A 23,793-nucleotide genomic window follows, 5' to 3' on the forward strand; every position below is an offset into this window, starting at 1 on the left:
GGTCGAATTTCATAGTGAGCACTACGAAAGGGAGTGCGGGATGCGCACAGCACTGGTCACCGGGGCGAGCCGGGGCATCGGCCGGGCGATCGCGCGGCGGCTGGCCGCCGAGGGCCTCCTCGTCGCCGTGCACTACAACGGCAACGAGGCGGCGGCGAAGGAGACGGTGGGGCTGATCGAGGAGGCCGGCGGGCGCGCGTTCGCGATCGGGGTGCCGCTGGGGGAGCCCGGCGACGCCGAGCGGCTGTGGTCCGCCTTCGACGCCGGGCTGGCCGGGCTCGGCGCCGAGCCGGGCGTCGACGTCATCGTCAACAACGCCGGCATCGCCCGCTCGGCCGACCTGCACGCGATCACCCCGGAGGAGTTCGACGAGGTCTTCGCGGTGAACGTGCGGGCACCGTTCTTCATCGTCCGGCACGGCCTGTCCCGGCTGCGCCCCGGCGGCCGGATCGTCAACATCTCCTCCGGCGCCACGCGGGTCGCGATGCCGCAGATCATCGCGTACTCCATGACGAAGGGCGCCCTCGACACGTTCTCGATGACCCTGGCACAGGACCGGGCGATCGCCCGGCTCGGCGCGACCGTCAACTCGGTGTCGCCGGGCGTCATCGAGACCGACGTGAACGCGCAGTGGCTCGCCGACCCGCAGGCCCGCCGCCACACCGAGCAGATGTCGCCGTTCGGCCGTGTCGGGCAGCCCGCCGACGTCGCCGACATCGTCGCGCTGGTGGCCTCCGCCGGCGCCCGCTGGCTCAGCGGCCAGGACATCGACGCCACCGGCGCGGCCGGGTACACGGTGTGATCGCGCTACGTTCGGTGGCATGAGCGATGTGCTGCTGACCGGCGCCACCTCCGGGCTGGGGCGCTGGCTCGCGCCCCGGCTCGGCGCCGCCGGGCTCACCGTCCTGCTGCACGGCCGCGACCCCGGCAAGGTGGCCCGCGGGGTGGCCGAGGTCGAGGCCGTCGGCGGCCGCGCCGAAGGCCTCGTCGCCGACCTGGCCTCCCTCGCCGACGTCGGCCGCCTCGCCGCCGCCGTGCGCGACCGGCCGCTGACCGTGCTGGTGAACAACGCCGGCGTCGGCTTCGGCCCGCCCGACGCCGCCCGCGAGGTCTCCGCCGACGGCTACGAGCTGCGCTGGGCCGTCAACCTGCTCGCACCGGTGCGCCTCACCGAGGCGCTGCTGCCCACCCTGAAGGCCAACGCGCCGGCCCGGATCGTCAACGTCGGCTCGATCGGCCAGCAGCCGATCGACTTCGACGACCTGCAGCTGGAGCGGCACTACGACGGGGTGAACGCCTACCGGCGGGCCAAGCTCGCCCTCGCGGCGTGGACGTTCGACCTCGCCGAGGAGCTGGCCGGCGCCGGGGTCACCGCCAACTGCATCCACCCGGCGACCTTCATGGACACCGGGATGGTCCGCGAAGGGTTCCGGGTGCCGCTGTCGACGGTGGAGGACGGCGGGCCGCCGACGCTGCGGCTGGTGCTGGCCGAGACGCGCACCGGGCTCTTCTTCGACGGCGAACGGGTCGGCGAGCCGCACCCCGACGCGAAGGACGCCACGGTGCGGGCGCGGCTTCGTGCGGTACTGCGGGAGGACACCGCGCTCAGGGATGCGTCGCGGCCCGCCTGAGCCGCTCGACCACGCCCGGGTGGGGCCAGCCGCGCAGCCGGTAGCGCTCCGGCTCCACCCCGGGCTCCGGCTCCAGGTCGACCTCGCGCTCCAGCACGTCCCACGCCACCAGGAACGGCTCGGCGTCCTCGGCCTCGGCGGTGAACGCCACGAAGTCGGCGCGCGGCAGCAGCGTGTCGACCCCCTCGGCCCAGCTCGCCCACGAGAACACCGTGCCGTCCTGGCGCTGCGCGATCCCGCACGAGGCCACGAACGCCTCCGTCTGCAGGTGCTGGGCCTGCGCCGCGTACTCCGAGGAGGCCATCAGCACCGCCGAGCGGTGCGTGATGTCGTACATCGGGTCGCCCGGCGGCGCCAGGTAGGGCACCACCGCGCCGTCGTCGCCGGCGGTGAACGCCATCGGCGAGATCGGCCGCGGCGCGTCGCGGAACTCCGCCTCCACCAGCTCGAACAGCTTCGCGAGACTTTCCGGGGTGTCCTGCGCGGTGCGCCCGACGAGCAGCACCGCGGTCGTGTCGGGCACGAACAGCAGCGGCGTGCCGCCGACCCTGGAGCGCTGCCCGGCCAGCCAGCCGTCGACGAACAGGTGCGAGGCCCAGTACGCGTCGCCGGACTCGACCATGCGGATCAGCGGGCGCGGCCCCGGCGCGTCGCTCGCCTCGCCGGTGCGCCGGGCGAGCTCGGCCATGTTGCGCCGGGCCTGGTCGTACACGATGCGCTCGGTGACCCCCCAGTCCCGCGCCTGCTTCGGCGTCACGTAGGCCATCGAGGTGGGCTGGTCGACGACCACGAACTCGGCCAGGTACGGCCACGCCGGGCGGCGCAGCGGCCGCGCCTGCTCGCGCTCCACGCCGCCGCCGAAGGTGACGGTGCGCAGCAGCGGCCGCAGCAGCGGGGCGACCTCCTCCCAGGACTGCGGCGTGCCCGGGTTGTAGATCATCGCGGACAGGAACGTGGCGATGCGCGCGCGCCGCTCCCCGCGGGCGGCGCGGGCGCACTCGCGGTAGAGGTTGCCCAGGTAGGCGATGGCCGGCGACTCCGCCTTCGAGTCCCGCCGCACCTCGATCGCGAACTGTTCGGGCAGGTAACGCGCCTGCGCCACGCCAGCGTCGCGCATCGCGGTGAGCACCCGGCGGGCGAAGCGGTCCTCGGGCGAGCCCACGAGCCGGTCGAGCAGTCCCATGGCCCAGCACGCTACCGGATCACGCCGCGGAGGTTTGGACACGCGTTATCCGGCAAAGCCTGCGGGTATGACCAAGCAGACCGTGGGCGAGGCGATCATCGCGCGACTGGCCGCCTGGGGCGTCGACACCGTGTTCGGCCTGCCCGGCGACGGGATCAACGGCCTCATGGAGGGGCTGCGGCGAAACGCCGACCGGGTGCGCTTCGTGCTCGTGCACCACGAGGAGGCGGCCGCGTTCATGGCCGTCGCGCACGCCAAGGCCACCGGCCGCCTCGGCGTCTGCCTGGCCACCTCCGGCCCCGGCGGCATCCACCTTGCCAACGGCCTCTACGACGCCAAGCTCGACCACGCCCCGGTGCTCGCGATCACCGGCGCCCAGGAGTCCGGCGTCCTCGGCACCGCCTATCAGCAGGAGGTACACCTGGACCGCCTCCTCGCCGATGTCGCCGAGTACAACGAGCCCGTCGTGAACCCGGCCCAGGTGCCCGCCCTCGTCGACATCGCGATCCGCACCGCGCTGGCCCGCCGCGGCGTGGCCCACCTGACCGTGCCCAACGACGTGCAGGTCGCCGTGGCCGGCGACAACCCGTACGAGGACGTCGGCCCGGTCCGCCGCCCGGCGACCGCCCCGGTGTGGGTGCCCGCGCCGAGCCGCCCCGCCGACGACGACCTGCAGGCCGCCGCCGACCTGCTCAACGTCGCCGAACGCCCGGCGATCCTGGCCGGCATCGGCGCGCGCGGCGCCGGCGCCCTGGTCGAGCTCACCGCCGACGTGCTCGGCGCGCCGGTCGTCAAGTCGCTGCTGGGCAAGATGGTCGTGCCCGACGACTCGCCGTTCGCGCTCGGCGGCCTCGGCCTGCTCGGCACCGCGCCCAGCGAGGACCTCATGGACGAATGCGACACGCTGCTCATGGTCGGCACGAACTTCCCGTATACGAAGTTCCTGCCCGAGCCCGGCCAGGCGCACGTGGTGCAGATCGACGCCGAGGCCACCCGCGCCGGCACCCGCGTGCCGACCGACGTGCCCCTCGTCGGCGACGCCGCGGCCACCCTCGAGTCGCTGCTGCCGCGGCTGCGCCGCCGCGAGGACCGCCGGCACCTGCGCAAGTACCAGGAGAAGATGCGCGACTGGCGCGAGCGCATGGCAGCGCTGGAGAACGCGGAGCGGACCCCGATCGCGCCGCAGTACCTCGCCGCCGCCCTGGACCGGGCCGCGGCGCCCGACGCCATCCTGTGCTGCGACTCCGGCACCGTGGCCACATGGGCCGCCCGGCACTGGCAGATCGTCGGCCGCCGCGAGTTCTACCTGTCCGGCACCCTGGCCACCATGGCGCCGGGCCTGCCCTACGCGATCGCGCTGCAGCACGAGTACCCCGGCCGCCAGTGCATCGCCCTCGTCGGCGACGGCGGCTTCGCCATGCTGATGGGCGAGTTCCACACCGCCGCGCGCTACCGCTTGCCGGTCAAGGTCGTCATCAACAACAACAACGCCCTCGGCATGATCGTCTGGGAGCAGATGGTGTTGGGTTTCCCGGAGTACGGTGTCCGGTTCGGCGACCCCGCCCCCGACTACGCCGCCTGGGCCCGCGGCTGCGGCGGCTACGGCGCAAAGGTCAGCGACCCCGCCGACCTGCCCCGCGCCCTGTCCGAGGCCCTCGCGCACGACGGCCCGGCCCTGGTCGACGTCGCCGTCGACGCCAACGAGCCCCCCATGCCCGCGAAGGTCACCTACCAGCAGGCGGTCCGCTTCGCCGAGGCGTTCCTGCACGGCCAGCCCCACCGCGCCGCGATCGCCACCACGATCCTCAAGGACAAGATCACGACCCTGAAGTGAGGGGATGACCTCGATGCGCGCCCAGCCCCGCGGCGCCCGCGGCACCGTCGGCCACCCGTACAGCGCCCTGAACCTCCGCCTGGCGCTGGCGACGTTCGGCTTCTTCACCAGCGCCGTGCTCGGCGCCCTGTCCCTGTCCGCCGGCTTCGTCTGGCTGGCGATCGCCCTGTTCGTCCTGGCCGCGACCGCTGTGGTCGACGCGGTCGTGGTCGAGCTGCGCCGCCGCGCCCGCCACCGCGAGGACGGCCAGCGCCACTCGATGTTCGAGTAACGTCCATCCGGTGGATGCAGGCTTGGCGAAACGGCCCAGCGCGGCGCCTTCCGTGTGACCGCCCTCAAGTGGTGAGGTGGGTGCCGGGCCGGTCTGACGGCAGATGACACCCACCGGGGTCATCCGCCTTCCGCAGCACGGCAGCCGCCACACCGGCCCTTTAACGTCTTTGGCCCCTTACGTCCTTGCGCTTCGGTACCGCCCGGGCGTCGTCCCGACCACGTCGGTGAACGCGGCGATGAAGCCGCTCGGGTTGGCCCATCCGCAGGCTTGCGCGACGCGGGTGGTGTCGTGCCCCTCGGCGAGCAGCACCAGCGCGTGGTAGATGCGCAGCTGCGTGCGCCACTCGTAGAACGTCATGCCGAGCTCGTCGTGCAACAACCGGCTGAGGGTGCGGGCGCTCGCGCCGACCGACCGCCCGAGCCCGGCCAGCGACGTGGTGTCCGCCGGGTTCTCGTACAGCACCCGCGCAACGCCCCGCAGCCGGTCGTCGCGCGGCTCCGGCAGCTGCAACGCCTGCTCGCGCGCCTCGTGCAGCTCGTCGACGAGCACCCGGCGAAGCCGGTCGCTCGCGCCCTCGCCCCGCCCGTCCTCGCCGGTGAGGGCGAGCAGGACCTCGCGGGCCAGGCCGGACACCATGAACACGGCCGGCCGCCCGGGCATCAGGCGGGCCAGGGACGCCGGCAGGAACACGATGCGCATGTCGGTGTGCCCGTGCGCGCGGTGGTGGTGCGCGAACCCCGCCGGCGTCCACCCGACCCGGTTCGCGGGCACGATCGACGTGCCTCGTGCCGTGTGTACCGACAGCACGCCACGCGCCGCGTACACCAGATGCCCGCGCGCATGCGAGTCCGCGGCGCTCGTCCCGCCCGACGCCCACAGGTGCGCGCCCCCGGAGGGCCACAGGCGCGACACCGGGCCTTGGCGGTCTATGGGCATAGCCTGGCATTCTATCGGTAGCCCGCCAGGGGAGTCCCCGGCGACAGTTGCCCGCATGACGATGCGAGCGATGGTCTGTGTGCAGCCCGGCGACCCGGATGTGCTGCGGCTGCGTGACCTGCCGGTGCCCGAGGTCCGGGACGGCTGGAGCCTGGTGCGGGTGCGGGGCGCCGGCCTGAACCGGTCCGAGCTGAGAACGCGGCAGGGCCACTCCCCGAGCGTGACGTTCCCCCGCGTGCTCGGGATCGAGTGCGTGGGCACCGTGGCCGTCTCCACCGATCCCGGGCTGCCGGAGGGCACGACGGTCGCCGCGATGATGGGCGAGATGGGCCGGGCGTTCGACGGCGGCTACGCCGAGTACGCGCTCCTGCCGAACGCGCTGCTCATGCCGCTCACTACCGAGCTGGCCTGGGACGTGCTGGCCGCGCTGCCCGAGACCTACCTGACCGCGCACGGCTCCCTGGACGCCCTGGGCATCGTCCCGGGCGCGGGCGGCCGGCTGCTGATCCGCGGCGGCACCTCGTCGGTGGGCATGGCCGCCGCGACGATCGCGGCCGGCTACGGCATGCAGATCGCGGCCACCACCCGCCAGCGCCGCAAGGCCGCCGCCCTGACGGCGCTGGGCGTCGAGCACGTGCTCGTCGACGACGGCACCTCGCCGGCGGTCTGGCCCGAGGGCCCCGACTACGTGCTGGACCTCGTCGGGGCGGACACGGTCGTCGACTCGCTGCGCCTGGTCCGCCGCGGCGGGACGGTGTGCGTGGCCGGCTCGCTCAGCGGCTGGGCACTGCCCGGGTTCGAGCCGGTGGCGATGATCCCGTCCGGGACGAGGCTCACCGCGTTCCACAGCGACACGCTCAAGGGCGCCGCGGGCGCGGCGGTGCTGCGCCGCGTCGTCCACGAGGTGGAGGCCGGCGTCTACCGCCCCAACATCGACCGCGTCTACGCCCTGGAGGACCTCGCCGAGGCCCACCGGTACATGGAGGACAACCGGGCCACCGGCAAGCTCGTCATGACGCCCTAGCGGGTCTTGCGGCCGGACTTTTTTCAGACTATAAAACAATCATTGAACCAATGATTGGAGTCGCGGTGGCCAAGAAGGCGTCGGTCAAGGACGTGCGGCGGCGCAACCGCGCGCTGATCCTGCGGCAGGTCTGGCTCGGCGGCCCCACCTCGCGCAGCGAGGTCGGCGCGGCGACCGGCCTGTCGCCCGCCACCGTCACCAACCTGATGAACGAGCTCCTCGCCGAGGGCACCGTGCGCGAGGAGGGCTTCCTGGACTCCGAGGGCGGGCGCCGCCGGGCGATCGTGCGCATCGCGCACGACGCCGGGCTGGTCGTCGGGGCGGACGTCGGCGAGACACAGATCGGCGTCGAGGTGTTCGACCTCGGCCTCAACCGGCTCGCCGCCCGCACCTACCCGTTCAAGGGCCGCCGCATCGAGGTCGCCGAGGCCCGCACGGCGATCACCGACCAGGTCACCGCGATGCTCGCCGAGCTCGGCGTCGACGCCCGGCGGGTCGTCGGGCTCGGCCTCGGCGTGCCGGGGGTCGTGCAGGAGGACCGGCAGCTGGTGCACGCCGAGGTCGTCGGCTGGCACGGCGCCGACTTCTCCGGCTTCGGCGAGCACCTGGGCATCCCTGCCTACATCGACAACGGCGCCAAGTCGACCACGCAGGCCGAGGCGTGGTTCGGCGCGGCCCGCGACACCGACCACGCCGTCATGGTGCTCATCGGCGAGGGCGCCGGGGCCGGCATCATCACCGACGGGCGGCTCTACCGCGGCTTCTCCAGCAGTGCCGGCGAGTGGGGCCACACGAAGATCAGCCTGGACGGCCCGCACTGCCGGTGCGGCCGCGCCGGATGCGTCGAGACCTTCGTCGGCGCGTCGGCCGTGCTCAACCAGTGGCGCGGGCCGGACGAGACCTGGCTCGGCCGCGAGACCGACGGCGTCGAGGCGATCCTCACCGCCTGGCGCGACGGCGATCCCGCCGCGCAGCGCGCGATCGACGGCCTGGTGCGCCACCTCGGGCTCGCACTGTCCAACCTTGTCAACCTCTACAACCCCGAGAAGATCATCGTCGGCGGCTGGTTCGGCGACCGGATCGCCGCCGAGCTCCTCGACGAGCTGCAGGCCGCCGTGCGCGCCTACGCGCTGGACCAGCCGGGCGGCGAGGTCGTCCTCGTGCGCTCCCAGCTCGGCCCGGCGGCGGCGGTTCTCGGCGCTGCCACGCTGCCGATCAGCCAGCTCATCGAGTCCGGCGCCGGCGTGGAGCGCCTCACCGCCTGAGACAGACCCGACACCCCGGCGCCGCGGCCCGAGCCGGCGGCGCGGTTTCCGCACACCCAGAAAAGGACACCCCGATGCTGCGACGCCTCCTCGCCCCGGCCGCGCTGGCCTTAGCCCTGGCCACCGCCGCCTGCACGCAGGGATCGCCGGCGGCGGACAACCCCGCCGCGCCCGCCAAGGACCTCTCCATCGCCTTCCTGATGCCCTGCTCGACCTGCGCCGACCGCTTCGAGAGCAAGGACAAGCCGTACTTCGAAGAGGCCGTCAAGGCCATCGACCCCAACATCAAGGTGATCGCCGGCAACGCGCAGGGCGACGCCGCGGCACAGCTGCAGCAGGCCGAGTCCGCGCTGACCAACGGGGCCAAGGTCCTCGTCGTCAGCCCGTTCACCGCCGAGGCCGGCGCGTCGATCGTGGCCAAGGCCGACGCCGCGGGCGCCAAGGTGGTCGCCTACGACGGCGCGATCGAGGGCGCGCTGCCCGCCGCCTACATCTCCTTCCAGAACGAGAAGGTCGGCGAGCTGCAGGGCCAGTACCTGCTCGACAAGCTGCCGCCGGGCGCCACCGTCGCGATGATCAACGGCGACATCACCTCGGCGCCGGGCCGGGAGTTCAAGGCCGGCGCGCACAAGATCCTCGACCCGGCGTTCCAGTCCGGCCGGCTCAAGCTCGGCTACGAGTCCGACACCCCCGGCTTCGACCCCGCCAAGGGCCAGCAGGCGATGGAGCAGGGGCTGACCAAGCTCGCCGACGCCGTCCAGGGCGTCATCGCGCCCAACGACGGCCTCGCCAACGCGGTCATCACCGCGCTCACGGCCCGCAAGCTCAACGGCAAGGTCCTCGTCACCGGGCAGGACGCGACCGACGCGGGCCTCGGCAGCATCCTGGCCGGCAACCAGTCGATGACGGTGTACAAGTCCATCCGCGCCGAGGCGACGGCGGCCGCGAAGATCGCGGTGGCCCTCGCGAAGGGCGACACCGCCGGGGCCACCGCGCTGACCACCGTCACCGTCGACAACGGCACCGGCAAGGTCCCGGCGCTGCTGCTGGACCCGGTGGCGGTCACCAAGGAGAACATCGCCGACGTGGTGATCAAGGACGGGTACAGCACCAAGGACAAGATCTGCGCGGGACTGGCGGCCGAGCAGTGCAAGCTGTAAGTCCCCCGACGCTCGAGCTGCGCGGCGTGGTCAAGCGCTACGGCCACGTCGCGGCGCTCACCGAGGTCGCCTTCACGGCCACCGCCGGCGAGGTGGTGGCCCTGGTCGGCGACAACGGCGCCGGCAAGTCCACCCTCGTCAAGGCCATCGCCGGCACGCACCGCATCGACGCCGGCCAGATCCTGATCGACGGCGAGCCGGTCGCCATCGGCTCGCCGAAGGAGGCCTCGGCGCTGGGCATCGAGACCGTCTACCAGGACCTCGCCCTGTGCGACAACCTCGACGTGACCGCCAACCTGTACCTCGGCCGGGAACGGCGCCGGCGGCACTCGGCGCTGCTGGACCGCGAGGCGATGCAGGCCCACGCCGCCGCCGTCGTGGCCGACCTCGCCGCCCACCTGCCCGACCTCGACAAGCCGGTGTCGGCGCTGTCCGGCGGGCAGCGCCAGGCCATCGCAGTCAGCCGGGCCGCGCTGTGGGGCTCGCGGATCGTGCTGCTCGACGAGCCCACCGCGGCGCTCGGCGTGGCGCAGACGGCGATGGTGTACGACCTCATCCGCCGCCTGCGCGACCGCGGCCTGGCCATCGTGGTCATCTCGCACAACATGGCCGACGTCTTCGCCGTCGCCGACCGCATCAGCGTGCTGAGGCTGGGCCGCAACGCCGGGGAGTTCCGGCCCGGCCGCGACACCACCGACGACGTCGTCGCCGCGATCACCGGGAGCCGGTCGTGACCCGCCGGGGCAGCGGTACCGTCACGGTCCTGGTCGGGCTGGTCCTGGTGTGGGGCTGCTTCCAGGCCCTCAACCACCACTTCCTGTCCGCGCGCAACCTCTCCAACCTGCTGCTGCAGATCGCGGTGCTCGGCACCCTCGCGGTCGGCATGGTGATGGTGCTCGTCCTCGGCGAGATCGACCTGTCGGTCGGCGCGGTCGCGGGCGTCAGCGCCGCGGTCCTGGCCCGGCTGATCGCCGAGCAAGGGGCGTCCGCCTGGCTCGCCGTCGCGCTGGCGCTGCTCACCGGCGCGGCGATCGGCCTGGTCCACGGCACGATCATCACCGCGGCCGGCATCCCGTCGTTCATCATCACCCTCGCCGGGCTGCTCGTCTGGCAGGGCGCGCAGCTCGCCCTCGTCGGCGACGGCGGGCAGATCCCGATCCGGGACACCGCGATCCGCTCGATCGCGTCGAGCTACGTCGTGCCCGGCTTCGGCTGGGTGCTCGCCCTGCTCGTCGTCGCCGGGTTCGCCGGACTGCGGGCGCTGCGCCGCCGGCGCCGCGCCCGGCACGGCCTGGCCAACCCGCCGCTGTCCGGCGAGGCCCTCGCGCTCGCCGCCGTGGCGGCGCTCGTCGGCGCGGTCACCTGGCTGCTGAACTCGTACTTCGGCATCCCGTGGGTCTTCGTGCTCCTGCTCGCCCTCGCCGGCGGCGCCGGGGTGCTGATGACCGGCACCCCGCTCGGCCGGCACGTCACCGCGATCGGCGGCAACCGGGAGGCGGCCCGCCGCGCCGGCATCCCGGTCAACCGGACCGTCATCGTCGTCTTCGTCCTCGTCTCCGCGATCGCCGCGCTCGCCGGCGTCGTCGAGGCCTCCCGGCAGTTCTCCGCCTCCAACGCGCTGGGCGGCGGGACCCTGCAGCTCAACGCGATCGCGGCCGCCGTGATCGGCGGCACCAGCCTCTTCGGCGGCCTCGGGCGGGTCCACCACGCGATCCTCGGCGCGCTCGTCGTCGGCAGCGTGCAGAACGGCCTCGACCTGCTCGGCGAGCCCGCCGCCGTGAAGAACATCGCCACGGGCGTCATCCTCGTCGTCGCCGTCGTGCTCGACGCCGTCAGCCGCCGCCGGCGCCTCGCCCGCGGTGCGGCCGCATAAGAGAGAGGCAACCACCACCATGCGCTTTCCCGACGGTTTTCTCTGGGGTGCGGCCACCGCCGCGTACCAGGTCGAGGGGGCTGTCGCCGAGGACGGCCGCGGACCGTCCATCTGGGACACCTTCAGCCACACCCCGGGCGCGGTCCTGCGCGGCGACACCGGCGACGTCGCCTGCGAGCACTACCACCGCTGGCGCGAGGACCTCGACCTGCTGGCCGGGCTCGGCGTGGGGGCGTACCGGTTCTCGGTCGCCTGGTCCCGCGTCGTGCCCTCCGGCGCCGGACCGGTCAACCCGGCCGGCCTGGACTTCTACGAGCGGCTCGTCGACGGGCTGCTGGAGCGCGGCATCACGCCGATGCTCACGCTGTACCACTGGGACCTGCCGCAGGCCCTGCAGGAGGCCGGCGGCTGGGCCGAGCGCGACACCGCCGAGCACTTCGCCGACTACGCGTCCGTCGTGCACGCCCGGCTCGGCGATCGGGTGCCGTACTGGCTGACGCTCAACGAGCCGTACTGCTCGGCCGTCGTCGGCCACCTCGAGGGCCGCCACGCCCCCGGCCTGCGCGACGAGCGCATCGCCGTGACGGCCGTGCACCATCTGCTGCTGGCACACGGCAAGGCGGTCGCCGCCCTGCGCGCCGGCGGGGTGACCGGCCGGGTCGGCATCACGTGCAACCTCACGTCGGTGCACCCGGCCAGCGACGACCCGGCCGACGTGGCGGCGGCGCGCCGGCTCGACCTGCACGAGAACCGGATGTACCTCGACCCGCTGTTGCGCGGCGCCTACCCGGACGACGCGGCCGCGCACTACGCTCCGGTCACCGACTTCGGCTTCGTCCGCGACGGCGACCTCGAGCAGATCGCGGCCCCGATCGACTTCTTCGGCATCAACTACTACGAGCGCCACCACGCCCGCGCCGACCCGGGCGACCCGGACCGCGGCTGGCAGCGGGTCCCGCCCGAGCGGCCGACGGTGACCGGCATCGGCGTGCACCCGGAGGGCCTCGGCGAGATCCTCGACCGGGTCGCGAAGGAGTACACGCAGCTACCCCTCGTCGTCACCGAGACCGGCCTGGCCCTGCACGACTACGCCGGCCCCGACGGCGAGATCGCCGACGACGAGCGGATCGCCTTCTTCGACGGCCACGTCCGCGCCGCACACGACGCCCTGACCCGCGGCGTGCCGCTGATCGGCTTCTTCCCCTGGTCGTTCATGGACAACTTCGAGTGGGCCTCGGGCTACGGCGTGCGCTACGGCCTGTACTACGTCGACTACCCGACCCAGCGGCGCCACCCGAAGCGCAGCGCACACTGGTACGCCGCCCTGATCCGGGCGAACGGCCTCGAATGACCTCCCGCGGCGAGCCGGAAAACATACAAATCGTCGATAGGGGATGGGCACGGGGTTCAATTCCGCGAAGGTGCCTTAGCGTGTCACACGCCGTTCAGACTTCGGCCGCCGCGCGGTAGCCCCCGGGCGCCAGCGTCCCGTAGGTCGGGCCGACGACGCGGCGCCGAATCACCGACCACCTGGAGGTCCGGGTCCATGTCCCGTGCGCTCGTCCGGCGAGTCACCCTCGCCGTGTCACTGTCCACAGCCGGGCTGGCCTGGCCGTTACTCGGCGGCCCGGCCGCCGCCAACCCGGCCGGAACCGGCCTCGTCATCAGCGAGGCGTACGTCAACGGCGGCTCGTCGGGTGCGAGCTACCTCAACAAGTTCGTCGAGCTGTACAACCCGACGTCGAGCCCGATCTCGCTCAGCGGGGACACGCTGCAGTACCGCGCGCCCACCAGCACGGTGGTGCCCAGCGGGCAGCAGGTGTTCGCGCTGTCCGGCACGGTGGCCGCGCACGGGCACTTCCTCATCCAGCTGCCGAGCAACAACGCCAGCACCAATCCGGGCGCGCCGCTGCCGGCGGCCGACCTGAGCACCGGCACCGCCGTCAACCCGGGCGCAGGCGGCGGCACGCTGTTCATCGCGGCCAGCGCCGCCGGCGTGCTGCCCACCGACGCCTCGGTCATCGACCGGATCGGCTGGGGGACCAGCAACGCGCCCGAGGGGACGGCCGCGGCCGGCAACTCGCTGGTGCTGAGCTACCAGCGCGATGACGCCGGCGCCGACACCGACAACAACGTCGCCGACTTCCGCACCGCGGCCCCGCAGCCGCAGAACGCGGCCTCCGACGGGGGCAGCAGCCCGGTGACGGTGACGAACCCGGGCGCACAGAACGCCACGGCCGGCACCGCGATCGCGCCGCTGACGCTCGCCGCTTCGGGGGGCACCCCGCCGTACACCTGGACGGCGACCGGACTCCCGGCGGGCCTGGCGATCTCCGCGGACGGCGTCGTCTCCGGCACGCCCGCCGCGGCCGGCACCTCGCCGGTGACGGCCACCGCGACGGACTCGACCGGCGCGAGCGGCTCGGCGACGTTCGGCTACACCGTGACCGCCGCGACCACCGTCGTGTCCATCGCCGCGATCCAGGGCACCGACACGAACACGTCGCCGCTGGTCGGCCAGCCGGTCACCACCGAGGGCGTCGTCACCGCCGTCTACACCACCGGCGGGTTCAACGGCTTCTTCCTGCAGACCGGCGGCAGCGGCGGCGCGGAGTCCGAGGACGCCACGCCCGGCGCCTCCGACGCCGTGTTCGTCTTCGGCTCGGCCTCGGCCGCCCAGGTCGCGATCGGCGACAGCGTGCGCGTCAGCGGTACCGTGCAGGAGTTCCAGGGCGAGACCGAGATCTCCTCGCCGTCGGTGACGAAGCTCGCGACCGCGCTGCCGGCCGTGAGGCCCGACACCATCGCGTGGGCGAGCCTGGCCGGCGACGCGCAGAAGGAGGCCCACGAGGGCGAGCTCGTCGCGCCGCAGGGCACCTTCACCGTGTCGGACAACTTCGACACGAACTGGTACGGCTCGTTCACCCTCGCCGCCGGCGACACGCCGCTGCGCCAGCCCACCGACGCCGGGAAGGCCGGCAGCGCCGAGGCGCAGGCCGTCGTCGCCGACAACGCGGCGCGGATGGTGACCCTCGACGACGGGGCGAGCGTCAACTACAGCACCGCCGCCAACTCGGGCACGCCGCTGCCGTGGTTCACGGCGGGCAACACCGCCAGCGTCGGGTCGAAGGTCACGTTCCACCAGCCGGTGATCCTGGAGTACCGCTTCTCGCTCTGGAACTTCCAGCCCACGAAGCAGGTGACCGACGACGGCACCGCGGTGGCGAGCTTCAGCGACACCCGGGCCGGCAACCAGCAGCCGGCCATGGTCGGCGGCGAGATCCGCCTGGCGACCTTCAACGTCGAGAACTACTTCCCGCTGACCGGGCAGGAGTACGTCGCGCGGGGCCTGGGCACCTGCACGTACTACAACGACCGCGCCGGCAACCACATCGCCGTGAACACCTGCACCGGCCCCGGCGACAGCGCCGGGCCGCGCGGCGCCGCCGACGACGCCAGCTTCCTGCGGCAGCAGGCGAAGATCGTCACCGGCATCAACCGCCTCGGCGCCAGCGTCGTGTCGCTGGAGGAGGTGGAGAACTCGGCGAAGTTCGGCATGGACCGCGACGCCGCGCTCGCCACCCTCGTCGACGCGCTCAACGCCGCCGCCGGCGCGACCGTGTGGGCGTACGTGCCCTCGCCGGCCGCCGACCAGCGCCCGGCGGTCGCCGACGAGGACGTGATCCGCACCGCGTTCATCTACAAGCCGGCCGACGTCGCGCTCGTCGGGACCTCGAAGATCCTCACCACGTCCTCGGGCCCCGGCCAGCCGTTCTCGATCGCCCGCGAGCCGCTCGCGCAGGCCTTCAAGAAGTCCGGCGCGACCGACGCCGACGCGTTCCTGGTCGTGGCGAACCACTGGAAGTCCAAGGGCAGCGGCACCCCGCTCTACGACGGCGACGCCGAGGACACCTCGTCCCCGGCCGTCGACCAGGGCGCGTTCAACGCCACCCGGGTCCGCGAGGCCCAGGACGCGAGCGCGTTCGCGTCGCAGACCGCCGCGGCGCTGGGCACCAACCGCATCTTCCTCGTCGGCGACTTCAACGCCTACACGCAGGAGGACCCGATGCAGGTGCTCTACGCGGCCGGGTACACCGACCTGGGCTCGAGCTTCGACCCGTCGGAGTCGACGTACTCGTTCAACAGCCTGCAGGGCTCCCTCGACCACGTCCTGGCCAACGCGGGCGCCCGCGCCCTGGTCACCGGCGCGGACGTGTGGCAGATCAACGCGCAGGAGGCGATCGCGTACGCCTACAGCCGCTACAACTACAACGCCACCCTGCTGTTCAACGGCAGCGACCCGTTCGCCGCCTCCGACCACGACCCGGTCGTCGTCGGCCTGAACCCGCCCGTCACCCCGACCGCCCCCGCGTGGAGCGCGTCGAAGGTGTACACCGCGGGCGACAAGGTCTCCTACAAGGGCTCGACGTGGCAGGCCCTGTGGTGGACCCAGAACCAGGCGCCCGGCGACCCGTACGGCCCGTGGCAGGAGATCGTGGTCTCCGCCGACGGCACCGCCGTGTGGACCCCGACGCGCGTCTTCACCAGCGGCGACGTCGTGGTGTACCAGGGCAAGAAGTACGTCGCCAAGTGGTGGACCCGCAACCAGGCCCCCGGCGACCCCTACGGCCCGTGGAAGCCCGTCGCCTAGCCGTACCTGCCTCAACACTGAACACCGGGGCCGTCCTCATCGCGAGGGCGGCCCCGGTGCCATCTGACCTCAGAGGGCGCGGTGGGTGCCGATACGGCGCGCGTTGCGGTACCACAGGCGGGACCGCCCGACGGCCATCGAGACGCCGCCGGGCACGCGCAGGCCGCCCAGGCCGACGACGCCGCCGACGAGGACGATGCCGCCGAAGGCCAGCAGGCCGGAGCCGGACAGGACCAGGAGCACGTCGTCGGTGGGTGAGAGGCCGCCGGCGGGGCCGCCCGGGTCGATCGTGGTGGTGTTCGAGCGCTCCACCATCGGCGGCGGGTCGGGGCGCCTCGCCGCCTGTGCCGCGCTCAGCGTGCCGACCACCAGCGCCGCGCCCGCGACGCACTGCCATGCCCTTGTGCTCATCGTTGGGGCACGCTAGGCCGCGGGCGGGTGAGGCGGCGCCGCCCGGCGCTCACCCGCGGCGGGTGAAATGGCACAGTGGGCGGATGCCGATCTACAAGATCCTGCTGCCGGCGCAGTGGGACGCGTTCCAGGCCGCCGGGGTGTTCGAAGGGTCGCCGCTGGACCTCGCCGACGGGTACGTGCACCTGTCCACCGGTGAGCAGGTGAGCGGTACCGCGGCGCGGTACTTCGCCGGGGAGCCGGACCTCGTCGTCCTGGCCGTTGATGCGGAGGCGCTGGGGGAGCGGCTGCGCTGGGAGGAAAGCCCGCGCGGCGGCACGTTCCCGCACCTGTACGCCCCGCTGCCGATGTCGGCGGTGCTGGCCGTGCACCGTTTCCCGGGTGCCGCGGCGGTCAGCGTCTGACGAAAACTAGCGCGTCGGGCCGGCCCATGTGTACACGGTGCGTTCCTCTCCATCTCGAGTTGCCGTCGATGCAGAGTCTTCGCGAAAACCGTGCGGCGGCGCAGGGCGCGAGCACCAACCGCCGATGTGGTGCCAGCACTACACGGGGATGCGCGCCCGCACGAGCGTGCCCTGGCCGGCGGGGCTGTGCACCTCCAGCGACCCGTCGAGCATCGCCATGCGGTCGGCCAGGCCGCGCAGCCCGCTGCCGAGCTGCGCGTCCGCGCCGCCGCGGCCCTCGTCGGCGACGCTGACGACGAGCCGGCCGTCCTCGACCGCGACCGTGACGAGCGCCGCATCGGTACCCGAGTATCGCGCCACGTTCGTCAGGGCCTCGCTGATGACGAAGTACGCCGCCGACTCCACCGCCGCCGGGAAGCGCTCGCCCGGCAGGTCGCCGACGCGCAGCTCGACGGGGCTGCGCCGGGCCAGGTCGGCCAGGGCGGCGCCGATGCCGTAGCGGGTCAGGCTGCTCGGGTGGATGCCGCGGGCGAAGTTGCGCAGCTCGATCGCGGCCTCCTCCAGGGCGCCGATCGCGTCGTCGAGGATCGCCGCGGCGCGGGCCGGGGAGTCCGGCAGGGCGGTGCGCGCCCGCGCGAGGGTCATGCCGAGCCCGACGAGGCGCTGCTGCGCGCCGTCGTGCAGGTCACGCTCCAGGCGCTGCCGCTCGAAGACCGCGGCCTCCATGATGCGCCGGCGCGAGGCGCGCAGCTCCTCGGCGGCGGCGTGCTGCGCGCTGAGGTCGCGCAGGTACCCGCTGAAGACCGGCCGGCCCTCCACGGCGACGCGGGTGATGGTGAGCTCGACCGGGAACTGCGTGCCGTCACTGCGCATGCCGGTGATCTCCACCCGTGTGTCCAGCACGCGGGGCTGCTGCGACTCGAGGTACCGCTGCAGCCCCTGACGATGCGACTGGCGCAACTGCGGCGGGATGATGAGCTCGGCGAGCTCCCGCCCGACGGCCTCGTGCCGTGCGTAGCCGAACGTCCGGCACGCCGCCGGGTTGAACTCGAGCACGGTGCCGTCGGCGTCGGCGATGACGATGCAGTCCAGCGCCGAGTCCAGCACGGCGCGCAGCTGCGCCTCGCTGCGGCGCACGGCCTCGTCGGCCCGGGCCCGCGCCAGGGCCTCGCCGATGCGCCGGCCGAGGCTCTTCGCGGTGCCCAGCAGCTCCGCCGGCGGGTCCTCGAGCCGGCCGGTGAAGAACTCGACGATGCCCTCGACGCCGTAACCGGCCGACAGCAGCGGGAAGCAGAACGCGGCCTCCAGGCCGGCCGTCGCGGCCGCGGCGGCCCGCGGGAACGACGCCTCGCGGCCGAACTCGCGCACCCAGGCGGGCTCGCCGGCCCGCCACACGGCGCCGGGCAGCCCCTCGCCGGGCGCGAGCGTGAGCGTGCGGGTGGCGGCCTCGAACGCGGCAAAGTCGCGCCCGGGCGCCGACCAGGTCGCGGCGCAGCGCAGCTCACCGCCGTGCACCTGCCACAGGGCGCCGGCGCTCCAGCCGAGGGCCTGCCCGATCGCGTCGAGGACCGCGGCGGCGGCCTGCGGCGCGGTGAGGATCTCGGCGACGGCGTGCTCGAGGCGCAGCAGCAGGGCGACGTCGGCGGCGGGGCGCTGTGTCACGGGGTCGCTCCGGGTAGGTTACGGACCCATGGGAATCCGGGTCGTGGTGGCCGATGACAGTCTGCTGGTGCGGGAGGGTGTGCGGGCACTGCTCAGCGACCAGCCCGACCTGTCGGTTATCGGACTGGCCGCCGACCACGACGAGCTTTTGTCCACTGTGGAGCAATTGGCGCCGGATGTCGTGGTCACCGACATCTGCATGCCGCCGACGAACACCGACGAGGGCGTGCGGGCCGCGATCGCGCTGCGGGCCGGCCATCCGTCGGTCGGCGTGGTGGTCCTCAGCCAGTACGACGACCCGGCGCACGCCACCGCCCTGCTGCAGGACGGCGTGGCCGGGCGGGCGTACCTGCTCAAGGAGCGCGTCGCGCAGCCCGGGCAGCTCGCCGAGGCGGTCCGCGCCGTCGCCGGCGGCGGCTCGGTCATCGACCCGCGGATCGTCGAGGCGATGCTCACCGCCCGCAGCCGCCCGGCCAGCAGCGCGCTGCGCCACCTGACCGCCCGGGAGCGCCAGGTGCTGTCCGAGATGGCCACCGGGGCGAACAACGCCACGATCGCCGACCGGCTGTTCGTCACCGTCCGCGCGGTCGAGCGGCACATCAACTCCATCTTCGCCAAGCTCGGCCTCGCCGAGGAGGGCGAGACCCACCGCCGCGTCGGCGCCGTGCTGCTGTACCTCGCCGACCGCTGACTGTGGTGCGCGCACCACTGCTTTCGGTGCCGCCCTCCGTGACCCTGTACGGGTGGATGCGCGCCTGACCGAACTCCTCGCCGAGGTCGTGCCCGCCGGGCTGGCCCGGGTCGAGGACGACGACGGCGTGCGCCTCGCCGGCAGCCGCGGCGGCCGGGCGGTCGAGATCGGCGCCGAGGGCGGCGCGATGGTCACCCGGGTCGGCGCCCCCGTGCCCGATCTGCAGGCGCTCGGCAACGCCGCCGGAACGTTCGTCGTCGACGCGGGCGCCCCACCGGCGGCGGCGGCCGTGCTCGCCGCGCTGCCCGCGGTCGGCCCGGTCTGGCGCGACGTGCGCGTGCACGGCGGCGCCGGCGGCCTCGTCGCCGTGCGCCGCTCCGGCGCATCCGGTTATCGGTACGACCTGTGGCTGCTGGAGCGCCTCGCGGAGGCCCTCTGCGACCGTAGCTAGAGGGGTTGCTCGAGGACCTGCCCGGGCCAGGAACCGACCGTGAACGGCTCCGTGGGCGTGAAGCCCTGCCGCTCGTACCAGCGCACCAGGGCCCGGTCGTCGCCGGCGTAGCAGTCCACGCGCAGCAGCGGCAGGCCGCGCCGCACGGCCAGGGCCCGGGCGTGGTCGAGCAGCAGGCCGCCGAGCCCCAGGCCGGCGTGCTCGCGGGCGGTGACGAGCAGGTTGACGTACAGCTCCGGCCCCTCGACGGCCGGCACGTAGTCGGGTGCCGCGCCGACGACGAGCGCGCCGGCGCAGCGCCCCTCGATCTCGGCCAGATGCAGGTGCCCCAGCGGCGCCCAGCTGCGCAGCGTCGCCAGCCGGCGCGGGTTCGCCGAGTGCGGCTCGGTGCCCCACTGCCCGGTCCGCCCGCGCTCAACCAGCCACCGGGTCGCGCCGTCGAGCAGCGCGAGCACGGCCGGCACATCGTCGAGCCCGCCGGGGCGCACCCGCGCGGGCGCCGCGGTCACCTCCAGCTCGAGCTCGTCGTGGATCTCGATGTGGTACTCCCCGTCGACCGCGATCGCCGGCTTCACCAGGCGGCTGCGGTCCACGGCACCGGGCCGGACGCGGGCGATACGCATCCCGCGGCGCTGGTAGAAGCGCAGCGCGTCGAGGTTGTCGTTCGTCGTCACCAGCCACACCCGGGCCCGCCCGTGCGCGGCGGCCGTGCGGCGGGCCGCGTCCAGCAGCGCCGAGCCGGCCCCGCGCCCGCGCTCGAGCGCGTCGAGGGTGACGACCTCGAGCCCGGCCGGCCCGATCTCGTACGTCAGCAGCCCCGCCCGCCGCCCGCCGTCCTCGGCCACCAGCCCCGGCAGCGCCGCGGCGTCGCGGGCGCGCCCGTCCACGACGACGCGGGCCTCGCCCCAGCTCGCCGCGAGCACCGCACCCATCCAGGCCCGGTCGCCGTCCGTCGCGTCGCGCACGATCACGACCGGACCCTACCCCGGCCGCAGGTGTGGCCGCCCGCCTCCGCGGGTAGCGTGTGGCCATGCCAGACGCGCCGCCGGTGTTCATCGTGATGGGCGTCGCCGGCACCGGAAAGACCACCGTGGGCGCGCTGCTGGCCGGCCGGCTCGGATGGGTCTACGCCGAGGCCGACGACTTCCACCCCGCCGCCAACGTGGACAAGATGGCCGCCGGCGTCCCGCTCACCGACGCCGACCGGCAGCCCTGGCTGGCGGCGATCGGGCGCTGGATCGACGAGCGCGCCGCCGCCGGCGAGCCCGGCGTCGTGACGTGCTCCGGCCTCAAGCGCGTCTACCGCGACCGCCTGCGCGAGGGCCGCCCGCAGGTGCGGGTGGTGTTCCTCGACGGCTCCCGCGAGCTGATCGCGCGCCGGCTCACGGCCCGCCACGGCCACTTCATGCGCGCGGAGATGCTCGACAGCCAGTTCGCCGACCTGGAGCCGCCGCAGCCGGTCGAGGGCGTGACCGTGGTGCCGGTCGAGCCGCCGCCGAACGAGATCGTCGAGGCGATCCTGGCGGCGCACCCCGACGTTCGGCGATGAAACGTCGGCTGGGCGGTCGATCCGTTCCGCATGCCGGGCGAGCATCATCACGGCCGTGACCCATGACCTCAGCAGCGAAGAGCAACTGCACCTGCCCGAGATCCGCCGCCCGCGCCGGCGACGGTGGGCCCTTGTCGGCGTCGTCGTGGCGGCGGTCGTCGTCGCGGCCGGCGCGGTGGCGTTCGCCCGCGGATCGCGCAACGGCGAGTAGGCCGCCTCCTCAGCGGTCGCCGCGGAGGCGGCCGTAGACCAGCACGTCGCGCCAGGCACCGTCGCGGAACTCGGCGGAGCGCAGGATGCCCTCGCTCAGGAACCCCACCTTTTCGAGGGCCTTCTGCTCGGCGATGTTCTCGGGCTGGACGCGGGCCTCGACGCGCTGCGCCGGGGTGCTCGCGAACAGGTAGTCGCACAGCAGCGTCTGCGCGCGCCAACCGACCCCCCGGCCGCGCCACTCCGGCAGCAGCACGATGCCGACGCCCCAGTACTGCGACATCCCCGACCCGATGGCGAACCAGTGCACGTACCCGGCCGCGGTCTCGTCGGCCTCGACCATGAGGCGGCCGTCCTCGGCGCCGAGGTAGCCGTCGTGCGCGAAGCGCCGCGCCGGGCCGTTCGGCTCGTGGTAGCCGGTCCAGGCCGCGCCGGCCAGGCCCGGCTCGGTCGCGAACCGGCGGAACATCGCCAGGTCGCCGTCGAGCACCGGCCGCAACCGCACCCAGGTCTTGTTGTTCACAGGTTCCCCACCTCACCTCGGCCCGCAAGATCGCCCGCCATCTTCGCCGAAGTTCGCGGACGCCGCCATCGGGCGCTGCGCCGTAATCGCGTGACGCTACCGCGAGGCGTGGCAGGGTGTCAGCCCGCCGCGGTGCGCAGCGACGGGGCGACCTCGGTGCGGATCAGCTCGAACGAGCGGGCCCGCGCCTCCAAGTCGTACACCATGCAGGTCAGCATGAACTCGTCGGCGCGGGTCGCCTCCAGCAGCTCGGTGAGCTGCTTGCGGACCGTCTCCGGCGAGCCCAGCGCCTGCCCTTCGCGGCGCTGCAGCACGAACTCCCGCTCGCGCTCGCTGTAGGGGTAGGCGGCCGCCTCCTCGGGCGTGGCCAGGGGCTCGGGGCGCCCGGAGCGCAGCTTCAGGAACGACAGGGCGCTCGGGCCGGACAGGAACTCGGCCTCCTCGTCGGTGGGCGCCGCGACCGCGCTGACGGCGACCATCGCGTACGGCTCGGCGAGGCGCGCCGACGGGCGGAAGTGCGTGCGGTAGAGCGCTAGGGCCGGCAGCGTGTTCTGCGCGCTGAAGTGGTGCGCGAACGCGAACGGCAGGCCGAGGGCGCCGGCGAGCTGGGCGCTGTACCCGCTGGAGCCGAGCAGCCATACGTCGGGCCGCTCGCCCTGGCCGGGTGAGGCGAGGATGCGGCCCGTGCCCTCGAAATACCCGATGAGGTCCTGCAGCTCCTCGGGGAAGTGCTCCGCCGACAGCCCCTCCATGGTGCGGCGCAGCGCGAGCGCCGTGTACTGGTCGGTGCCGGGCGCGCGGCCGATGCCGAGGTCGATGCGGCCCGGGTGCAGCGCCTCCAGGGTGCCGAACTGCTCGGCGACGACCAGCGGGGCGTGGTTGGGCAGCATCACACCCCCCGAACCGACCCGGATGGTGCTTGTCGCGGCGGCGAGGTGGGCCAGCAGCACGGCCGGTGAGGAGCTCGCGATGGCCGGCATGTTGTGGTGCTCGGCGACCCAGAACCGGCTGTACCCGAGAGCCTCGACGCGGCGCGCCAGCTCGGTGGTGTGCGACAGCGCCTCGCCGGCGGAGCCGTTGACGGAGACCGGTGCGACGTCGAGCACCGAAAGCGGAAGTTCACTCACAGATCATGGTCAACACCGGGGTACCGGGAATATTCCACAAACTAGGATCCTAGGACGCCTGGAGCTCGCATGGCATAGACTGCTGCGCATGCGCGGCTGGACCCTGCTGCTGGCCGGCCTGGCCCTGCTCGCCATCGCCTGCGAGGGCGCGGCAGGTGCGGCGAAGCCGGCTGCAAGCGGCGGCATCGCCTCCATGGCCGCACTCGGCGACTCCATCACCGACGCCTTCGCCTCCTGCCTCGCCCCGAGCCCGTGCCCGCGCAACTCCTGGTCGACCGGCGACGGCACCAAGGTCGACAGCCACTACCGGCGGCTGCTGCGCGACAACCCGGGCCTGCGCGGCGGCAACCACAACCTCGCCGCCGTCAACGTGCGCGCCGACGCCCTCGCCGGCCAGGCCGGCGCGGCGGTGAAGGCCGGCGCGCGGTACATCACCATCCTCATCGGCGCCGACGACGCCTGCCGGGGCGCACTGGCCGACATGACCCCCGTCGAGACGTTCCGCCGGCACGTCGACGCCGCCCTGGCGGTGCTGCACGCCGGGCTGCCCGGCGCGCGGGTCCTCGTCGTCAGCATCCCCGACATCAACCGCCTCTGGGAGATCGGGCACACCAACCGCCTGGCGGTGAAGGCGTGGTCGCTCGGCCTCTGCCCGGCGCTGCTCGCCGACCCGGCCTCGACCGCGCCCGCCGCGGCCGAGCGGCGCAAGGCGTTCGCGGCCCGCGTCGACGCGTACAACGCCGAGCTCGCCGCCGCGTGCCGCGCCTACGGCCCGCGGTGCCGCGACGACGGGGGAGCGGCGCACCGGGTCCGCTTCACGCTCGACATGGTCACCGCGCAGGACTTCTTCCACCCCAACGCCGCAGGCCAGAACGCCCTCGCCGCCGCCACCTGGCCCGGCCCGCCGACCTGGTAGCCGTTTACACGGAGGTGG

The 23,793-nt window shown here is 73.8% G+C and carries 24 protein-coding genes; 17 read left to right on the plus strand and 7 right to left on the minus strand.

Annotated features, from left to right (window positions below):
- Positions 1 to 40 precede the first annotated feature (40 nt).
- A complete protein-coding gene (locus tag ABD901_RS40060; protein WP_345135619.1) occupies positions 41 to 802 on the plus strand; it encodes an SDR family oxidoreductase in 762 nt (253 codons plus the stop codon).
- Between the two features lie 19 nt (positions 803 to 821).
- The gene (locus tag ABD901_RS40065; RefSeq protein ID WP_345135621.1) at positions 822 to 1,631 is read left to right on the plus strand and encodes an SDR family NAD(P)-dependent oxidoreductase; all 810 of its coding nucleotides are present in this window, start codon (positions 822 to 824) and stop codon (positions 1,629 to 1,631) included.
- On the opposite strand, the gene ABD901_RS40070 is transcribed toward ABD901_RS40065, so the two are convergent.
- Positions 1,606 to 2,814, minus strand: coding sequence for a hypothetical protein (locus tag ABD901_RS40070; RefSeq protein ID WP_345135622.1), 1,209 nt, complete (start codon positions 2,812 to 2,814; stop codon positions 1,606 to 1,608). The genes ABD901_RS40065 and ABD901_RS40070 overlap by 26 nt on opposite strands.
- Positions 2,815 to 2,881: 67 nt before the next feature.
- Here ABD901_RS40070 and ABD901_RS40075 point away from each other — a divergent pair, with 67 nt between their 5' ends.
- Both ABD901_RS40075 and ABD901_RS40080 read left to right on the plus strand, forming a co-directional pair.
- The gene (locus ABD901_RS40075; protein WP_345135625.1) at positions 2,882 to 4,648 is read left to right on the plus strand and encodes a thiamine pyrophosphate-dependent enzyme; all 1,767 of its coding nucleotides are present in this window, start codon (positions 2,882 to 2,884) and stop codon (positions 4,646 to 4,648) included.
- A 13-nt stretch (positions 4,649 to 4,661) separates the two neighbouring features.
- The gene (locus ABD901_RS40080) at positions 4,662 to 4,919 is read left to right on the plus strand and encodes a hypothetical protein (RefSeq protein WP_380139730.1); all 258 of its coding nucleotides are present in this window, start codon (positions 4,662 to 4,664) and stop codon (positions 4,917 to 4,919) included.
- 177 nt (positions 4,920 to 5,096) lie between these two features.
- Here the strand turns inward: ABD901_RS40080 and ABD901_RS40085 are convergent, their stop codons facing one another.
- Positions 5,097 to 5,858 carry an AraC family transcriptional regulator gene (locus ABD901_RS40085; RefSeq protein WP_345135630.1) on the minus strand — a complete coding sequence of 254 codons (762 nt, stop codon included), beginning with the start codon at positions 5,856 to 5,858 and terminating at the stop codon, positions 5,097 to 5,099.
- A 55-nt stretch (positions 5,859 to 5,913) separates the two neighbouring features.
- On the opposite strand from ABD901_RS40085, the gene ABD901_RS40090 reads away from it, so the two are divergent.
- The 7 genes from ABD901_RS40090 to ABD901_RS40120 all read left to right on the plus strand — a co-directional run bounded on the left by ABD901_RS40090 (position 5,914) and on the right by ABD901_RS40120 (position 15,831).
- A complete protein-coding gene (locus ABD901_RS40090) occupies positions 5,914 to 6,882 on the plus strand; it encodes a zinc-binding dehydrogenase (protein WP_345135632.1) in 969 nt (322 codons plus the stop codon).
- 50 nt (positions 6,883 to 6,932) lie between these two features.
- Positions 6,933 to 8,147: an ROK family transcriptional regulator gene (locus ABD901_RS40095; RefSeq protein ID WP_345135634.1), complete on the plus strand. Its 1,215-nt coding sequence runs from the start codon at positions 6,933 to 6,935 to the stop codon at positions 8,145 to 8,147.
- A 74-nt stretch (positions 8,148 to 8,221) separates the two neighbouring features.
- On the plus strand, positions 8,222 to 9,307 hold the full coding sequence (locus tag ABD901_RS40100; protein ID WP_345135637.1) for a sugar ABC transporter substrate-binding protein: 1,086 nt from the start codon (positions 8,222 to 8,224) through the stop codon (positions 9,305 to 9,307).
- Between the two features lie 26 nt (positions 9,308 to 9,333).
- Positions 9,334 to 10,041: an ATP-binding cassette domain-containing protein gene (locus ABD901_RS40105; protein ID WP_345135639.1), complete on the plus strand. Its 708-nt coding sequence runs from the start codon at positions 9,334 to 9,336 to the stop codon at positions 10,039 to 10,041.
- A complete protein-coding gene (locus ABD901_RS40110) occupies positions 10,038 to 11,180 on the plus strand; it encodes a sugar ABC transporter permease (RefSeq protein WP_345135641.1) in 1,143 nt (380 codons plus the stop codon). Before ABD901_RS40105 ends, ABD901_RS40110 begins: the two co-directional genes overlap by 4 nt.
- A gap of 19 nt (positions 11,181 to 11,199) precedes the next feature.
- Entirely contained in the window at positions 11,200 to 12,531 is a 1,332-nt protein-coding gene (locus ABD901_RS40115; protein WP_345135643.1) for a GH1 family beta-glucosidase, read from the plus strand.
- Between the two features lie 195 nt (positions 12,532 to 12,726).
- Positions 12,727 to 15,831, plus strand: coding sequence for an ExeM/NucH family extracellular endonuclease (locus tag ABD901_RS40120; RefSeq protein ID WP_345135646.1), 3,105 nt, complete (start codon positions 12,727 to 12,729; stop codon positions 15,829 to 15,831).
- A gap of 69 nt (positions 15,832 to 15,900) precedes the next feature.
- On the opposite strand, the gene ABD901_RS40125 is transcribed toward ABD901_RS40120, so the two are convergent.
- On the minus strand, positions 15,901 to 16,242 hold the full coding sequence (locus ABD901_RS40125; RefSeq protein WP_345135649.1) for a hypothetical protein: 342 nt from the start codon (positions 16,240 to 16,242) through the stop codon (positions 15,901 to 15,903).
- A gap of 83 nt (positions 16,243 to 16,325) precedes the next feature.
- Between ABD901_RS40125 and ABD901_RS40130 the strand changes: the two genes are divergently transcribed.
- Complete coding sequence (locus ABD901_RS40130) at positions 16,326 to 16,646, plus strand: DUF952 domain-containing protein (RefSeq protein WP_345135651.1); 321 nt, start codon at positions 16,326 to 16,328, stop codon at positions 16,644 to 16,646.
- A gap of 138 nt (positions 16,647 to 16,784) precedes the next feature.
- On the opposite strand, the gene ABD901_RS40135 is transcribed toward ABD901_RS40130, so the two are convergent.
- Positions 16,785 to 18,308, minus strand: a complete 1,524-nt coding sequence (locus ABD901_RS40135; protein ID WP_345135653.1) for a PAS domain S-box protein — start codon at positions 18,306 to 18,308, stop codon at positions 16,785 to 16,787.
- 28 nt (positions 18,309 to 18,336) lie between these two features.
- Between ABD901_RS40135 and ABD901_RS40140 the strand changes: the two genes are divergently transcribed.
- On the plus strand, positions 18,337 to 18,999 hold the full coding sequence (locus tag ABD901_RS40140; RefSeq protein ID WP_345135655.1) for a response regulator transcription factor: 663 nt from the start codon (positions 18,337 to 18,339) through the stop codon (positions 18,997 to 18,999).
- 52 nt (positions 19,000 to 19,051) lie between these two features.
- On the plus strand, positions 19,052 to 19,450 hold the full coding sequence (locus tag ABD901_RS40145; RefSeq protein WP_345135657.1) for a hypothetical protein: 399 nt from the start codon (positions 19,052 to 19,054) through the stop codon (positions 19,448 to 19,450).
- Here ABD901_RS40145 and ABD901_RS40150 read toward each other — a convergent pair.
- On the minus strand, positions 19,447 to 20,421 hold the full coding sequence (locus ABD901_RS40150; protein WP_345135660.1) for a GNAT family N-acetyltransferase: 975 nt from the start codon (positions 20,419 to 20,421) through the stop codon (positions 19,447 to 19,449). The genes ABD901_RS40145 and ABD901_RS40150 overlap by 4 nt on opposite strands.
- A gap of 59 nt (positions 20,422 to 20,480) precedes the next feature.
- Here ABD901_RS40150 and ABD901_RS40155 point away from each other — a divergent pair, with 59 nt between their 5' ends.
- On the plus strand, positions 20,481 to 20,999 hold the full coding sequence (locus ABD901_RS40155) for a gluconokinase (protein ID WP_345135663.1): 519 nt from the start codon (positions 20,481 to 20,483) through the stop codon (positions 20,997 to 20,999).
- Between the two features lie 55 nt (positions 21,000 to 21,054).
- Positions 21,055 to 21,210, plus strand: a complete 156-nt coding sequence (locus ABD901_RS40160; RefSeq protein WP_345135667.1) for a hypothetical protein — start codon at positions 21,055 to 21,057, stop codon at positions 21,208 to 21,210.
- A 9-nt stretch (positions 21,211 to 21,219) separates the two neighbouring features.
- Here ABD901_RS40160 and ABD901_RS40165 read toward each other — a convergent pair whose 3' ends face one another.
- Both ABD901_RS40165 and ABD901_RS40170 read right to left on the minus strand, forming a co-directional pair.
- Entirely contained in the window at positions 21,220 to 21,732 is a 513-nt protein-coding gene (locus ABD901_RS40165) for a GNAT family N-acetyltransferase (protein ID WP_345135669.1), read from the minus strand.
- 119 nt (positions 21,733 to 21,851) lie between these two features.
- Complete coding sequence (locus ABD901_RS40170) at positions 21,852 to 22,859, minus strand: LLM class flavin-dependent oxidoreductase (RefSeq protein ID WP_345135671.1); 1,008 nt, start codon at positions 22,857 to 22,859, stop codon at positions 21,852 to 21,854.
- 88 nt (positions 22,860 to 22,947) lie between these two features.
- On the opposite strand from ABD901_RS40170, the gene ABD901_RS40175 reads away from it, so the two are divergent.
- Complete coding sequence (locus tag ABD901_RS40175) at positions 22,948 to 23,775, plus strand: GDSL-type esterase/lipase family protein (protein WP_345135674.1); 828 nt, start codon at positions 22,948 to 22,950, stop codon at positions 23,773 to 23,775.
- Positions 23,776 to 23,793 lie beyond the last annotated feature (18 nt).

Origin of the sequence: Dactylosporangium darangshiense, from assembly GCF_039537565.1 — a bacterium.
Taxonomy (GTDB): Bacteria; Actinomycetota; Actinomycetes; order Mycobacteriales; family Micromonosporaceae; genus Dactylosporangium; species Dactylosporangium darangshiense.